The following is a 13599-nucleotide window of genomic DNA, read 5'->3' as shown; positions in this document are numbered from 1 at the left end:
GCGCAACCCCGATTGCGCCGCCGGAACACCGCCGGTAACAGGCCGGCGATCAGTAGAAGGGACAGCCGATGACCGCGATCCTCGACATTCACGCGCGCCAGATTCTCGACAGCCGGGGCAATCCCACGGTCGAGGTGGATGTGACGCTGGAGGATGGCAGCTTCGGCCGCGCCGCCGTTCCGTCCGGCGCCTCCACCGGCGCGCACGAGGCGGTGGAAAAGCGCGATGGAGACAAGAGCCTCTATCTCGGCAAGGGCGTGCGCCAGGCGGTGGATGCGGTGAATGGCGAGATCGCCGAGGCGGTGGAGGCGTTCGAGGCCGAGGACCAGTCGGCGATCGACGCCGCCATGATCGAGCTGGACGGCACCCCCAACAAGTCGCGGCTCGGCGCCAACGCCATTCTCGGCGTCAGCCTGGCCGTGGCCAAGGCGGCGGCGGAGAGCCGCGGCCTGCCGCTCTACCGCTATGTCGGCGGCGTGCAGGCGCAGGTGCTGCCGGTGCCGATGATGAACATCATCAACGGCGGCGAACATGCCGACAATCCGATCGACTTCCAGGAATTCATGGTGGTGCCGTTCGGCGCGCCGACGCTCGCCGAGGCGGTGCGCTGGGGCGCCGAAATCTTCCACACGCTGAAGAAGGGCCTGCACGATGCCGGCCTGTCGACCTCGGTGGGCGACGAGGGCGGCTTCGCGCCGGCGATCGCGTCGACCACCGACGCGCTGGATTTCATCCTGCGCTCGATCGAGAAGGCCGGCTATGTGCCGGGCGACCAGGTCGCGATCGCGCTCGATTGTGCCTCCACCGAATTCTTCAAGGACGGCCAGTATGTCATGGCGGGCGAGGGCAAGACGCTCAGCCCCGCCGACATGGCCGGCTATCTGGCCGATCTCGCCGCGCGCTACCCGATCTGGTCGATCGAGGACGGCATGGCCGAGGATGATTGGGAGGGCTGGAAGATCCTGACCGACCAGATCGGCGATCGTGTCCAGCTCGTGGGCGATGATCTGTTCGTCACCAATCCCAAGCGGCTGGCGGATGGCATCGCCAAGGGCGTGGCCAATTCGCTGCTCGTCAAGGTCAACCAGATCGGCACCTTGTCGGAGACGCTGGAGGCGGTGAGCCTCGCCCAGCGCAACCGCTACACCGCCGTCATGTCGCATCGCTCGGGCGAAACCGAGGACGCGACGATCGCCGATCTCGCCGTCGCCACCAATTGCGGACAGATCAAGACCGGCAGCCTCGCCCGGTCGGACCGGCTCGCCAAATACAACCAGCTGATCCGCATCGAGGAGGAGCTGGGCAGCGCCGCGATTTATGCCGGCCGGGGCGCTTTCGCGACCAAGGGCTGATTGATTCCAAAGCGGGATTCGTGGATAACGCCGGTGTGAGCAAGCGGGGGCGTTCCACCATCGAGCTGATCAGGGCGGCGGCCGGCCCGGCCGTCGCCTTGCTCGTCATCGGCAATTTCGCGGGCTATGCGATCGCCGGCCCCAATGGGCTGCTCGCGCTTGGCGATTACCGCCGGCAGATCGCCGCCAAATCGGCCGCGCTGGCCAAGCTCGAGGCGCAGCGTACTGCGCTGCAACACAAAGTATCGCTCCTTGATTCCCGTCATGTTGATCCTGATATGGCCGATGAATTGGTGCGGCGCGAAATGGGTCTTACGCGGCCCGATGAAGTGATCATCCCCACGCCCTGACCAATTGCGTGCAGTTCATCTGCGATTGCGCTTCGTGCAATCGGATTGGTACCGCTTTAGTTCGGCTATGGCGTTGCGCAAAGCGCACGCACGGCTCTATACGCATGGGCGTTTCACGAATTCGAAAGGCGCCCAACCTTGGCTCGAACGCCACGCAATGCCGCCCCGCAGGCGGATGCCGCCCCCATCGCCAATCGGGAACGCCCGGTCGAACCCAGGCGCTACGAAGCCACCAAGGAAGAGCTGACCGAGTTTTATCGGCAGATGGTGCTGATCCGCCGCTTCGAGGAGCGCGCCGGCCAGCTGTACGGGCTCGGCCTGATCGGCGGCTTCTGCCACCTCTATATCGGCCAGGAAGCGGTCGCGGTGGGCCTCCAGTCCGCGCTCGACGGCGAACGTGACAGCGTGATCACCGGCTATCGCGACCATGGCCATATGCTTGCCTATGGTCTTGATCCCAAGATCATCATGGCCGAGCTGACCGGGCGTGCCGCCGGCATCTCCAAGGGCAAGGGCGGCTCGATGCACATGTTCTCCGTGGAGAAGAAGTTCTACGGCGGCCACGGCATCGTCGGCGCGCAGGTGGCGCTGGGCGGCGGCCTCGCCTTCGCCCACAAATATCGCGGCGACGGCGGCGTGTGCCTCGCCTATTTCGGCGACGGCGCGGCCAATCAGGGCCAGGTGTACGAGACGCTGAACATGGCCGAGCTGTGGAAGCTCCCGATCATCTTCGTGATCGAGAACAACCACTACGCCATGGGCACCAGCGTCAACCGCGCCAGCTCGGAGGATCAGCTCTACCGCCGGGGCGAGAGCTTCCGCGTTCCCGGCCTCCAGGTGGACGGCATGGACGTGCTGGCCGTGCGCGGCGCGGCCGAAACTGCGCTGGAATGGGTGCGCGGCGGCAAGGGCCCGATCCTGCTCGAGCTTAAGACCTACCGCTATCGCGGCCACTCCATGTCCGATCCCGCCAAGTACCGCACCCGCGAGGAGGTGCAGGCGATGAAGGACAATAGCGACGCGATCGACCTGGTGAAGCGCGAACTCGAGGCGCTGGGCGTCACCGAGGAGGAGCTGAAGGCGGTCGACAAGGACATCCGCCAGATCGTCGCGGAGGCGGCGGACTTCGCCGAGCAGTCGCCCGAGCCCGAGGTGAACGAGCTCTATACGGACGTGCTGGTGGAGCAGTATTGAGATGCCGATTGAACTGAAGATGCCGGCCCTGTCTCCCACCATGGAGGAGGGCACGCTGGCCCGCTGGCTCGTCAAGGAAGGCGACACCGTCCAGTCGGGTGATATTCTCGCCGAGATCGAGACCGACAAGGCGACGATGGAGTTCGAGGCGGTGGACGAGGGCACGATCGCCCAGATCCTCGTCCCCGAGGGCACCGATAATGTGAAGGTCGGCGCGGCGATCGCCATCCTCGCCGCCGAGGGGGAGGACGCCTCGGCGCCCACCACGCAGAGCCGCGCCGGCGAGGCCGCCTCCGCCCAGCCCAAGGATCAGCCGCAGGACCAGGGCGAGCCGAACATTCCCGAGGGAACGGCCGCGCACAAGATGGAGACGGGCGCGCGCGATCTCGTCCAGTCGGCCGAGAAGGGCCAGGCGGTGGTCGCCGCCGATCCCGAGATCCCCGAGGGCACCGAGATGGTGCGCACCACGGTGCGCGAGGCGCTGCGCGACGCCATGGCCGAGGAGATGCGCAGCGACGAGCGCGTCTTCGTGATGGGCGAGGAAGTCGCCCAGTACCAGGGCGCCTACAAGGTCACGCAGGGGCTGCTGGACGAATTTGGCGATCGCCGCGTCATCGATACGCCGATCACCGAATATGGCTTTGCCGGCATCGGCACCGGCGCCGCCATGGGCGGGCTGCGGCCGATCGTCGAGTTCATGACGTTCAACTTCGCCATGCAGGCGATTGACCACATCATCAACTCGGCCGCCAAGACCAACTATATGTCCGGCGGCCAGATGCGCTGCCCGATGGTGTTCCGCGGGCCGAACGGCGCGGCGGCGCGCGTGGCGGCGCAGCACAGCCAGAATTACGGCCCCTGGTATGCCAGCGTGCCCGGCCTGGTGGTGATCGCGCCCTATTCGGCGGCGGACGCCAAGGGCCTGCTCAAGGCCGCGATCCGCAGCGAGGATCCGGTCGTGTTCCTCGAGAATGAGCTGCTCTACGGGCAGAGCTTCGACGTGCCCAAGCTCGACGATTTCGTGCTGCCGATCGGCAAGGCGCGCATCGCCAAGCCGGGCAAGGACGTGACGATCGTGAGCTATTCGATCGGCGTCGGGGTCGCGCTGGACGCGGCCAAGACGCTGGCCGAGGACGGCATCGATGCCGAGGTCGTCGATCTGCGCACGCTGCGTCCGCTCGATACGGCGACGGTGCTGGCCTCGCTCGCCAAGACCAACCGCATGGTGGTGGTGGAAGAGGGCTGGCCGACCTGCTCGATCGCCTCGGAAATCGCGGCGATCGCGATGGAGCAGGGGTTCGACGATCTCGACGCCCCGGTGCTGCGCGTCACCAACGAGGATGTGCCCATGCCCTATGCGGCCAATCTCGAGAAGCTGGCGCTGGTGGATAGCGCCAAGGTCGTGACGGCGGTGAAGAAGGTCTGCTACCGCTGATAAGGCGGCGGGGCGGCGGGGCGAGGCCCGCGCCGCCCGCGTCCTGAAGAAAGGCCGGGCATGGCGGAAAGCGAGGCACCGCGCGCCGCCGCGCTCGATATCGCGCTGGGCATCAGCCCGGCCGATGCGCGACCGGCGCTGGAGACGCTGTTCGCGCTGGATGTGCGATTCGGCAGCCTTGTCGCCCGCGCCACCGAACCGACGATCGGCCTGATGCGTCTCGTCTGGTGGCGCGACGCGCTGGAGGCGCTGGATCGCGCGCCTCCGCCCGCCGAGCCGCTGCTCCAGGCCTGCGCCGCGCTGGCGGCGCGGGGCGTAAGCGGCGCGGCGCTGGCGGCGCTCACCACCGGCTGGGAGGTGCTGCTCGACGATCCGGCGCTGTCCGACGAGAGCCTCGCAAGCCATGGCACCGCCCGGGGCAGCGCGCTGTTCGCGCTGGCGGGCCAGTTGCTTGGCGCCCAGGATCCGAGGCTCGCGGGCGCCGGGGCGGGCTGGGCGCTGGCCGATCTCGCCCGCCACAGCCGCGATCCCGACCGCGCGGCGCGGGCCTGGGACGCCGCCGCGCGGGCGCTTGCGCGGACGGGCGGACGCTGGCCGGCCCGGTTGCGGCCGCTCGGCCTGCTTGCGGCGGCGGCGCGCCACGCGACGACCCATAAAGAGGCAGGTCCGCGCGCGGCGATGGCGCGCCTGCTCGCCTTCCAGCTGTTCGGCCGCTAATCTCCCGCGCGGGGGAGATTGACCATGATCCGGATCGCGATCGGGCTGGCGGCGGCGGCGCTGCTGGCATCGGGTGTGTTTCTGTGGATGCGTTCGACACCGGCGACCGCGCCGACGCTCGCCGCGGCGGCGGCGGTGGCGGCGGAACCGCCGCCCGCGCGCGGCGAGGGGCCGATGCCGGAGCCGCCGGCGGCCGACACTAGGACTCGCGAGGCCCAACGCTTCGCCCGCTACGACAAGGATCGCGACGGCGCGGTGCGCAGCGCGGAATATCTGGACGGGCGCCGGCGCGCCTTCGCCAAGCTGGACGGCGACGGCGATGGCCGCCTCTCGTTCGAGGAATATGCCGCCAAGGCGATCGCGCGCTACGGCGCGGCCGACAAGGATCGGTCCGGCGCGCTCGATGCGGCGGAATTCGCCACCACCCGGCCCGTCCGCAAGAGCCGGCCGTTGCGCTGCCCGCCGCGCGAACCGGCCGAGGAAGGCTGACCCGCTCCGCGCGCCCGGGCTCCGGGCGCGTCACCGCGCCCGAGTCCGCGTTACCGCTCCCATTTCACGCTCGACAGACGGGCGCGGCCGGGCGAGCATGCGCGCAAGACATGGGTCAGGGAGCGGACGTCTATGAGTAAGGCTTTGGCGCGGCACATGGCGGCCGCGCTCGCGCTGGTGGCGGGCACGGGCGCAGCGGCGGCGGCGACGCCCTCGGCAGCCCCGGCGCCCCGCGCCATCACCGCCGATCTCGCGAGCGTGGGCGCGCTGGTCAACCGCTTCTTCGATCTCTCGGTCGGCTCGGATTTTCCGGGCACGCTGATCCGGCCCGACAGCCAGGCGCAGCTGCGCACGGCGGTGGACGAACTCGGCTTCCGCTATATCCGCTTCCACGCCATCTTCCATGATGTGCTGGGCACGGTGAAGGTGGCGCAGGGCCGCATCGTCTATGACTGGACCGGGATCGACCGGCTCTACGACGATCTGCTCGCCCGCCATATCCGGCCCTTTGTGGAGCTGAGCTTCACGCCGGACGCGCTCAAGACCTCGGACCAGACGATCTTCTACTGGAAGGGCAACACCTCGCATCCGCGTCTGGATGGCTGGTCCGATCTGGTGGACGCCTTTGTCCGCCACGTGCGCCAGCGCTACGGCGCGGAGGAGGTGCGGCGCTGGTATTTCGAGGTGTGGAACGAGCCGAATCTCGACGGCTTCTGGGAAAAGGCGGACCAGGCCGCCTATTTCAAGCTCTACGACGTCACCGCGCGCTCGGTGAAGGCGGTGGATCCGGCGCTGCGCGTCGGCGGCCCGGCCACGGCGGGCGCCGCCTGGGTGCCGGAGTTTCTCGCTCATGTCGCCCAATCGCACGCGCCGATCGATTTCGTCGCCACCCACAGCTATGGCGTGGACGGCGGCTTTCTCGACGAGAAGGGCAAATCCGATACCAAGCTCTCGTCCTCGCCGGACGCGATCACCGGCGATGTCCGCAAGGTCCGCGCGCAGATCAAGGCTTCGGCGTTCCCCGCGCTGCCGCTCTTCTTCACCGAGTGGAGCACCAGCTACACGCCGCGCGACCTGGTGCACGACAGCTATGTCAGCGCGCCCTACATCCTCACCAAGCTGCACGAAACCGAGCCCTATGCGCAGGGCATGAGCTATTGGACCTATACCGATCTGTTCGAGGAACCCGGTCCGCCGCCCACGCCCTTCCATGGCGGCTTCGGGCTGATGAACCGCGAGGGGATCCGCAAGCCCGCCTGGTTCGCCTATAAATATCTGCACGCCCTGCGCGGCCGCACCGTCGCGGTGGCCGATCCGCACGCCATGGTCGCGGTCGATGGGCGGCGGACCACGGCGCTGCTCTGGGACTGGCACCAGCCCGTGCAGGCGGTGAGCAACCGGCCCTTCTATTCGCGTCTCCTGCCCGCCGCCCCGAGCGCGCCGGTGGCGCTTCGCTTCGCCCATGTGCCCGCCGGGCGCTACCATCTGCGCGTGCAGCGCACCGGCTTCCGCGCCAATGATCCGATGAGCGCCTATATCGACATGGGCATGCCCGAGACGCTCGCGCCGGATCAGCTCGCCAAGCTGCAGGCGCTGACGGCGGATCGGCCGGAGCAGGATCGCGTCATACGGGTCGATTCGCGCGGCGCGGTGGCGGTGCCGGTGGCGATGCGGACCAATGATGTCGTGCTCGTCACGCTCGAGCCGGTCGAGGCGGCGCGATGACGCGCGCGTGGCGGCTCGGGGCGCTGACGGCGGCGCTGGCGATCGCGGCCGCGCCGGCCCCGAAGGTCGCGCCCGCCGAGGCGCCGCCCGCCTTGCGGGCGCTGCCGGTGGTAGCGGAGGGGCGGGTGGTGCGTGGCGGCGACGCGGCGGCGCCCGTTTTCACCCGGCAATGGCCGGGCACCGCCTTCGAGACGGGCTTCACGGGAAGGCGCGCCTTTTTCCGCCTGGGCGCCGGGCGCGTGATCCTCGTCGCCAGCGTGGACGGCGCCGAGATCGCGCGGCTGACCGCGCCGGCGCCGGGGCTTTACGCCGTGACGGGCCTCGCGGAGGGTCGGCATCGGCTGCGCGTCGCGATCGTGTCCGAAAGCCAGGCCGGCCCGACCCGCTTCGAGGGCTTTCACGCGGGGCCCGAGGCGCGCACCGCTCCACTGCCCGCCCCGGCGCGCCGGATCGAGTTCATCGGCGACTCGCACACCGTCGGCTATGCCAATCGCTCGACGACGCGGCAGTGCGACGAGGCGACGGTGTGGGCCACCACCGACACCGATGCCGGCCTGCCGGGCCAGCTCGCCCGGCTTTTCGGCGCCACCTATCGGGTCAACGCGATTTCCGGCCGAGGCGTGGTCCGCAACTATAACGGCTTCGCCGCCGACAGCCTGCCGAAGGCCTATGGCAAGGCGCTGTTCGGCGCCGACGCCCCGGCGGCCGATGATCGCGGCTGGGCGCCGCAGGTGCTGGTGGTGGCGCTCGGGACCAACGACTTCACGACCGCGCTGCACGCGGGCGAGCGCTGGCCGGATCGCGACGCGCTGCACCGCGAGTTCGAGCAGAGCTATGGCCGCTTCCTGGCGCAGCTGCGCGCGCGCCATCCGGACGCGCTGATCCTCGTCTGGGCGACGGACATGGCCGAAGGCGAGATCGAGGCGGAGGCGGGGGCGGTGGTGCGGCAGCGCCAGGCGGCGGGCGATCGCGCCATCGCCTTCGTGCCGGTCGATCATCTCGCGCTGTCGAGCTGCAACCAGCATCCCTCGCTCGCCGATGATGGCCGGATCGCGGCCGCGCTGGCGGCGGAGATCCGCGCGCGGGCGGGGTGGCGCGCGCCGCGCTGAGCGGCGCGGCCACCCCTTCCGGACTCAGCGCAGCTTGGCCGAGAGCGACACGCCGATGATCCGCGGATCATTGTACACGGCGGCCATATAGTTCTCGATCACGCCCTTCAGGTTCTTCTCATTGGTGATGTTGCGGACGAACGCCGCGATTTCGTAGCGCCCGGTGGTGAGCCCGAGCTTGGCGCCGCCTTCGAAATTGCCGTTCGCGGTGAATTCCTTCGTCTTGTACAGGACGAAGTTCGTATAGCCCTGGATGTTCCAGTCGGTCGCCAGGAAGATCCGCGTCTCGCCGGCGAGCGGGATATCGTAGCGCGCGGTGAGATTGACATTGTAGCGCGGCGCGTTGGGCAGCGGGTTGCCGTCGATCTGCGCGAAGGTGTTGGCGCCGACCTTGATCGTCGGATCCTCCACGGTGCAGACGACCTGGCCGTTGAGCGCGCAGACCTGCGCATAGACGCGCTTGTCGTCGATCTCGCTGTGCAGCAGGCTCAGCCCGGCGGTGAGGGTGAGGTTCTGCACCGGCCGCAGCTCGGCATCGGCCTCCATGCCCCAGGCGCGCGCCTTATCGGCGTTGAAGAGCACGCCGTTGCCGAACTCGTCATTGCCGTTCAGCTGGATGTCGTGAACGGTGTAGGTGAAGCCGGTGGCGTTGAAGCGCAGGCGATTGTCGAAGAACTGCGTCTTCACGCCGGCCTCGTAGGAGGTGATCGTCTCGGCATTGGCGGTGGTGAAGTCGGTGTTGAACACCGCCGAGCGGCCCTGGATGGTCGGCCCGCGGAAGCCATGGGCGATCCGGCCATAGAGGTTGATCGACGGGGTCAGCGCATAGAGCGCGCTCACGTCCCAGCTCGGCTTCTTGGTGCCGAGCGACACGTCGCGCCGGCCGCGATAGGTGACGGCGCCGGCGGCGGTATCGGCGGTCTTGAGCAGCTGGGTGCGCTTGTCGTCGGTGCTGTAGCGCGCGCCGGCGGTGAGCGTCAGCCGGTCGGTCAGCTGGTAGGAAAGCTGGCCGAACATCGCCCAGGAGGTGTTCACATCGTGGAGCAACACCCAGTTGTTCGGATTGCGCGCCGCGCCCTGGAGGAAGAAGGCGCGCTGATCGAATTCGGTATCGTCGCGGCTGTCGAAATAGAGGCCGCCGACCTGCCAGTGGACCGGGCCGGTGCCGTTGCTGGCGAGGCGCAGTTCCTGCGTATATTGGGTGAGACCGCGCAGCCGGCCCTGCGATTCCCCGAAGCCGTTGGGCACGCCGTTGACCGGGAAATTGGCGCCGGCGCCGCCATCCGTATCGCCGCGGCTATAGCCATGGCTCGTCTCGATCGCGCTGATCGAGGTGAGGGTGGCGAGGCCGATGTCCCACCCGATGTTCAGCGAGCCGCCATAGGTGTGATAGGCCTGCGGATTGCCATTGCCCTCGTCGAGCGCGACCTGCGCGCGGCTGATCCCATCGGGCACGCTGTTGGTGCCGCGCACCACCGCGCCGCGATAGAAGATGGTCGAGGTGCCCGAATAATCGCGCGCATGGCCCGAGGCGAGGATGGTGAGGTTCTCGGTCGGCGTCAGCAGGATCTGGAGCCGCGCGTCCTTCTCGTCGAAGCCGCCCAGCGCGTTCTTCTTGGGCGTCTGCGTGCCGTCGGCGCTCGGACCGGCGAAGACATTGTCCACCCAATTGTCGCGATGCTGGTAGAGGCCGGAGGCGCGGATCGCGATCTTGTCCTGGATCAGCGGGCCGCCGATGCCGGCATCGAGATTGACGCTGTTATAGGTGCCGTAGCTGGCCTGGATCTGGCCCTGCCAGCTCTGGGTCGGGCGATTGCTGTCGAACTTGATGATGCCGGCGGTCGTGTTGCGGCCGAACAGCGTGCCTTGCGGGCCGCGCAGCACCTCGACCTGGTTGATGTCGAAGGCCGGGTTGGACTTGAGCACGACATGCTCGAGCACCACGTCGTCCTGGATGATCTCCACCGGCTGCGAGGCGCCGAGGTAGAAATCGATATTGCCGAGGCCGCGAATGTAGAAGCGCGGGAAGATGCGGCCGGTGGAGCTTTCCACATACAGGCCCGGCACCCGCCCGGAGAGCGAGAGCAGCGTATCGTCGCCGCCCGCCTGGAAGGTGCGCAGCCCCTCGCCATTCACCACGCCCACCGAGATCGGCACGCGCTGCAGATTCTCGCTGCGCCGCTCGGCGGTAACGACGATCTGGCCGAGATCGGCGCCGTCGGGCGCGGGGGTGGAGAGGGCGGTCGCGGCGGGCGCGTCCTGCGCCTGGGCGGCATGGCTGGCGGCGAGCAGCGTCGCGCCGGCGAGAAAAAGGGCCGGCCGACGGCCGATGGACGAGATCATGTACGCTTCCCCTGTTTGCGCCTTGTTGGCGTCAGGGGCGGCTAAACCATCCTAATGACGGCAAATGTGTGACAGAAACCGGAAAGGATGGGGGCGGCGCGGCGGCCGCCCCGGAACGATCAGGCGATTGTCAGCCCGACATCCACATTGTTGCGGGTGGCGTTGGAATAGGGGCAGATCTGATGCGCCGCCTCGACCAGTTTCTCGGCGTCGTCGCGCGCGAGCCCGGGCAGGCTGATCTCGAGATCGGCGGTGATGCCGAAGCCGCCCTCGCTGCGCGGGCCGATCCCCACCGTGGCCGCGACGCTGGTATCGGCCGGCACGCTGATCTTGAGCGCGGCGCCGGCGGCCTTGAGCGCGCCGATGAAGCAGGCGGAATAGCCCGCCGCGAACAGCTGTTCGGGGTTGCTGCCATCGCCGCCCGCGCCGCCCAGCTCCTTGGGCGTCGAAAGCTTGACCGCGAAGCGCCCGTCTTCCGAGCGCGCCTCGCCGTCGCGGCCGCCGGTGGCATGGGCCTTGGTGCGATATTTCACGTCAACCGCTATCGCGGGCTCTCCTTCGCTGTGCCGGGCGAGAACGGCCGACCGCGCTTTTGGCCGCATCGTCGTGCCCCTAGCGGGGCGAGGGATCGCCATAGAGGAGGCCGCGCCCGTCGGTGCCGATATAGACGCGGCCGAAGCGGCGCGGATCGCCGGAGATGACCCGGAAGCGCAGCCCCCATTGATGGGCATCGTCGTTGATCCGCGCCCAGGTGTCGCCGCCATCGGTGGAGCGCCAGATGGCGAGCCGGCCATGATCGCCCGCCGGCCGCCCGATGGCGTAGAGCGCGGGCCAGACCGATCCGGGGGCGGCGTGTCCCAGCCCATAATAGGCGATGGCGAGCGGGCGGCCGGTGCGCTGCCAATGGCCGCCAAAGTCGATCGAGCGGTAGAGCGCGTCGCCCACCAGCAGCCACAGCGCCCCCGCGCGCGCCGGGGTCGCGAGCAGCGGGTTCTGCGCTTCGCGCCATGTCACCCGCGCGGGCGCCAGCGGCGGCAGGCCGATCGCGGCGACGGGCGCGAAGTGGCGCCCGGCATCGTCGCTCCGCACCAGCGTGTCCCGCGCGAAATCGAGCGCGTAGAAGCGTCGCGGATCGGCCTTGTCGGCCGTGACACGGCTGCGCGCGGGCAGGCCGGCGATCGGCGTCCAGCTCCGTCCCTGATCGTCGCTGCGCCGGGGCGGATCGGTCTCCACCACCATCGTGACGCCGTCGGCGGAAATGGTGATGGCGGCGTCGCCGGTCTGCTCGGGCGCGGGCGCGCCATCGTCACGCGGGCGCGAGGGCGGCGGCACGAGCGGCCGCCACCGCTCGCCGCCATCGTCGGACCAGGCGAGCGAGGGGCCGGGCACGATCCGGCTATGGGTGCTGCCGCTGCGCACCATCCAGCCCGGCTTCAGCCCCGCATAATCCAGCGTGTTGGTGTTGGTGAGATAGGGATTGAGATGGACATGGGGCGGCGAGACGGCGAGATCGTCGTGACGGAAGCCGGCGATGTCGCCAAAGCCCGAGATGAGCGGCGCGCCCCCCGTGGGGCTGATGAGCGTGATGATCGCGGTCTGCTCGATACCGCGCGTCCAGGGCCGCCACGCCATCGTGCCGGGCCGGCCGAACTGGTGCGTTTCGTACATTGTCGCGCCGGTGACATAGGCGGCATGATCGGGATCGAAGGGATCGATCGCGAGGCCGGCGATCCAGTGGCCGAAATTGGCCTTGCCATCGAGATCGAGAAAGGGCGAGGCGCGCACGTCGCGGGTGGAGCGGCGCCACAGCTCGTCCCAATGCCGGCCCGCATCGGCCGAGCGCCACACGGTATCCACCAGCCCGCGCCGGTCCACGGTGCTCACCGCGAGAATGCGCGGATCCTGCCGCGTCACGGCCACGCCCATATAGCCCTCGCCGGTCACCTCGGGGCGATGCGGCGGGGTGATGTCGGTCCAGGCCGTTCCTTCGGGATCGAGCCGCCACACCGCGCCGCGCGTGATCCCGTTGGGGCCGATGCCATCGTCATAGGTGAGGGTGAGCACGCCATCGCCGCCGATCACGCCTTTGACCGGGACGAGCCCGTAGGCCGGGCCGCCCGGCACCGCGCGCCAGGCGGTGCCGCCATCGTCCGACCGGAAGAGATGGACGCCGCCGGGATCGGCGCTGCCCACGAAGACGCGGCCGTCCCGGCGGGGATCGAACAGCACGAAAGCGAGGCCGCCATGCGTCGCGCGGCGCTCGGCGGGACGGCCGAGGCCGGGGCGGGGGAAGCCCGGGACGGGCGCCCAATGCACGCCGGAATCGGTGCTGCGCCACAGCCCGTCATGGCGCGAGCCGAAGAGGAGCCGCGCCGGGTGATGCGGATCGATCGCGAGCCGCTCGCCCAGGCCGCGCCCATCCTCATTGCCGCCCATGGCGAAGGGCACGGGCTGGCGCACCCAATGCGCGCCGCGATCGTTCGACCGGAAGATCGCGGCGGGCGCATCCTTGCCCATGCCCGCCGCCATATAGACGCGATCGGGATCGACCGGATCGGGCGCGATGCTCTCGATCCCCATGAAGCTCGGCTCGCCCTCATCGTCCTGAAGCGGGCGCCAGCGGGCTTCGCGCGCGCTCCAGCGATAGGCGCCGCCCATGTCGGTGCGCAGATAGGCGAGGCCGCGCTCGACCGGGCTGAACACGATGCCGGGCGCGAAGCCGCCGCCCCCCACCACCACGTTGCGCCAGGCATAGCGGATCGCCGGCGCGGTGCCGGGTGCGGCTGGCGGAAGCGTCGCGCCGATGAGCAGCAGCGCCAGCGCGCTTCGGGCCAAGCCGTTCATCCGCGAAAATCCTCTTGCCATATGAACGACATGACTGAGGC

Annotated in this window: 11 protein-coding genes; 8 read left to right on the top strand and 3 right to left on the bottom strand. The window is 69.3% G+C overall.

Annotated features, from left to right (window positions below; genetic code table 11):
* Positions 1–68 precede the first annotated feature (68 nt).
* From eno to LHA26_RS00660, 8 genes are all read left to right on the top strand, one after another.
* Complete coding sequence (eno, locus tag LHA26_RS00695; protein WP_252166841.1) at positions 69–1352, top strand: phosphopyruvate hydratase; 1284 nt, start codon at positions 69–71, stop codon at positions 1350–1352.
* 20 nt (positions 1353–1372) lie between these two features.
* The gene (locus LHA26_RS00690) at positions 1373–1702 is read left to right on the top strand and encodes an FtsB family cell division protein (protein WP_252166840.1); all 330 of its coding nucleotides are present in this window, start codon (positions 1373–1375) and stop codon (positions 1700–1702) included.
* 138 nt (positions 1703–1840) lie between these two features.
* Entirely contained in the window at positions 1841–2896 is a 1056-nt protein-coding gene (pdhA, locus tag LHA26_RS00685; RefSeq protein ID WP_252166839.1) for a pyruvate dehydrogenase (acetyl-transferring) E1 component subunit alpha, read from the top strand.
* 1 nt (position 2897) lies between these two features.
* Entirely contained in the window at positions 2898–4331 is a 1434-nt protein-coding gene (locus LHA26_RS00680) for a pyruvate dehydrogenase complex E1 component subunit beta (protein ID WP_252166838.1), read from the top strand.
* 60 nt (positions 4332–4391) lie between these two features.
* Positions 4392–5048: a squalene/phytoene synthase family protein gene (locus LHA26_RS00675; RefSeq protein ID WP_252166837.1), complete on the top strand. Its 657-nt coding sequence runs from the start codon at positions 4392–4394 to the stop codon at positions 5046–5048.
* Between the two features lie 24 nt (positions 5049–5072).
* On the top strand, positions 5073–5537 hold the full coding sequence (locus LHA26_RS00670; protein ID WP_252166836.1) for an EF-hand domain-containing protein: 465 nt from the start codon (positions 5073–5075) through the stop codon (positions 5535–5537).
* A gap of 132 nt (positions 5538–5669) precedes the next feature.
* Positions 5670–7262, top strand: a complete 1593-nt coding sequence (locus tag LHA26_RS00665) for a GH39 family glycosyl hydrolase (protein ID WP_252166835.1) — start codon at positions 5670–5672, stop codon at positions 7260–7262.
* Positions 7259–8371 (top strand): SGNH/GDSL hydrolase family protein, encoded by a 1113-nt coding sequence (locus LHA26_RS00660; protein WP_252166834.1) that lies wholly within the window; start codon positions 7259–7261, stop codon positions 8369–8371. Before LHA26_RS00665 ends, LHA26_RS00660 begins: the two co-directional genes overlap by 4 nt.
* A gap of 24 nt (positions 8372–8395) precedes the next feature.
* Here the strand turns inward: LHA26_RS00660 and LHA26_RS00655 are convergent, their stop codons facing one another.
* From LHA26_RS00655 to LHA26_RS00645, 3 genes are all read right to left on the bottom strand, one after another.
* Entirely contained in the window at positions 8396–10714 is a 2319-nt protein-coding gene (locus LHA26_RS00655; protein WP_252166833.1) for a TonB-dependent receptor, read from the bottom strand.
* 119 nt (positions 10715–10833) lie between these two features.
* Positions 10834–11259: an organic hydroperoxide resistance protein gene (locus LHA26_RS00650; RefSeq protein WP_252168436.1), complete on the bottom strand. Its 426-nt coding sequence runs from the start codon at positions 11257–11259 to the stop codon at positions 10834–10836.
* A gap of 67 nt (positions 11260–11326) precedes the next feature.
* On the bottom strand, positions 11327–13558 hold the full coding sequence (locus LHA26_RS00645; protein ID WP_252166832.1) for a WD40/YVTN/BNR-like repeat-containing protein: 2232 nt from the start codon (positions 13556–13558) through the stop codon (positions 11327–11329).
* Between the last annotated feature and the right edge of the window lie 41 nt (positions 13559–13599).

Origin of the sequence: Sphingomonas morindae (genome assembly GCF_023822065.1) — a bacterium.
GTDB classification, from domain to species: Bacteria; Pseudomonadota; Alphaproteobacteria; order Sphingomonadales; family Sphingomonadaceae; genus Solisphingomonas; species Solisphingomonas morindae.
This window is presented reverse-complemented; position numbering and strand designations above follow the sequence as displayed.

What these genes read in the sequence shown, in the direction of transcription:
- LHA26_RS00675 (WP_252166837.1), top strand. Translation starts at nt 4,392, where the DNA reads ATGGCGGAAAGCGAGGCACCGCGCGCCGCCGCGCTCGATATCGCGCTG.
- LHA26_RS00655 (WP_252166833.1), bottom strand. Translation starts at nt 10,714, where the DNA reads ATGATCTCGTCCATCGGCCGTCGGCCGGCCCTTTTTCTCGCCGGCGCG.
- LHA26_RS00660 (WP_252166834.1), top strand. Translation starts at nt 7,259, where the DNA reads ATGACGCGCGCGTGGCGGCTCGGGGCGCTGACGGCGGCGCTGGCGATC.
- LHA26_RS00670 (WP_252166836.1), top strand. Translation starts at nt 5,073, where the DNA reads ATGATCCGGATCGCGATCGGGCTGGCGGCGGCGGCGCTGCTGGCATCG.
- LHA26_RS00665 (WP_252166835.1), top strand. Translation starts at nt 5,670, where the DNA reads ATGAGTAAGGCTTTGGCGCGGCACATGGCGGCCGCGCTCGCGCTGGTG.
- eno (WP_252166841.1), top strand. Translation starts at nt 69, where the DNA reads ATGACCGCGATCCTCGACATTCACGCGCGCCAGATTCTCGACAGCCGG.
- LHA26_RS00645 (WP_252166832.1), bottom strand. Translation starts at nt 13,558, where the DNA reads ATGAACGGCTTGGCCCGAAGCGCGCTGGCGCTGCTGCTCATCGGCGCG.
- LHA26_RS00680 (WP_252166838.1), top strand. Translation starts at nt 2,898, where the DNA reads ATGCCGATTGAACTGAAGATGCCGGCCCTGTCTCCCACCATGGAGGAG.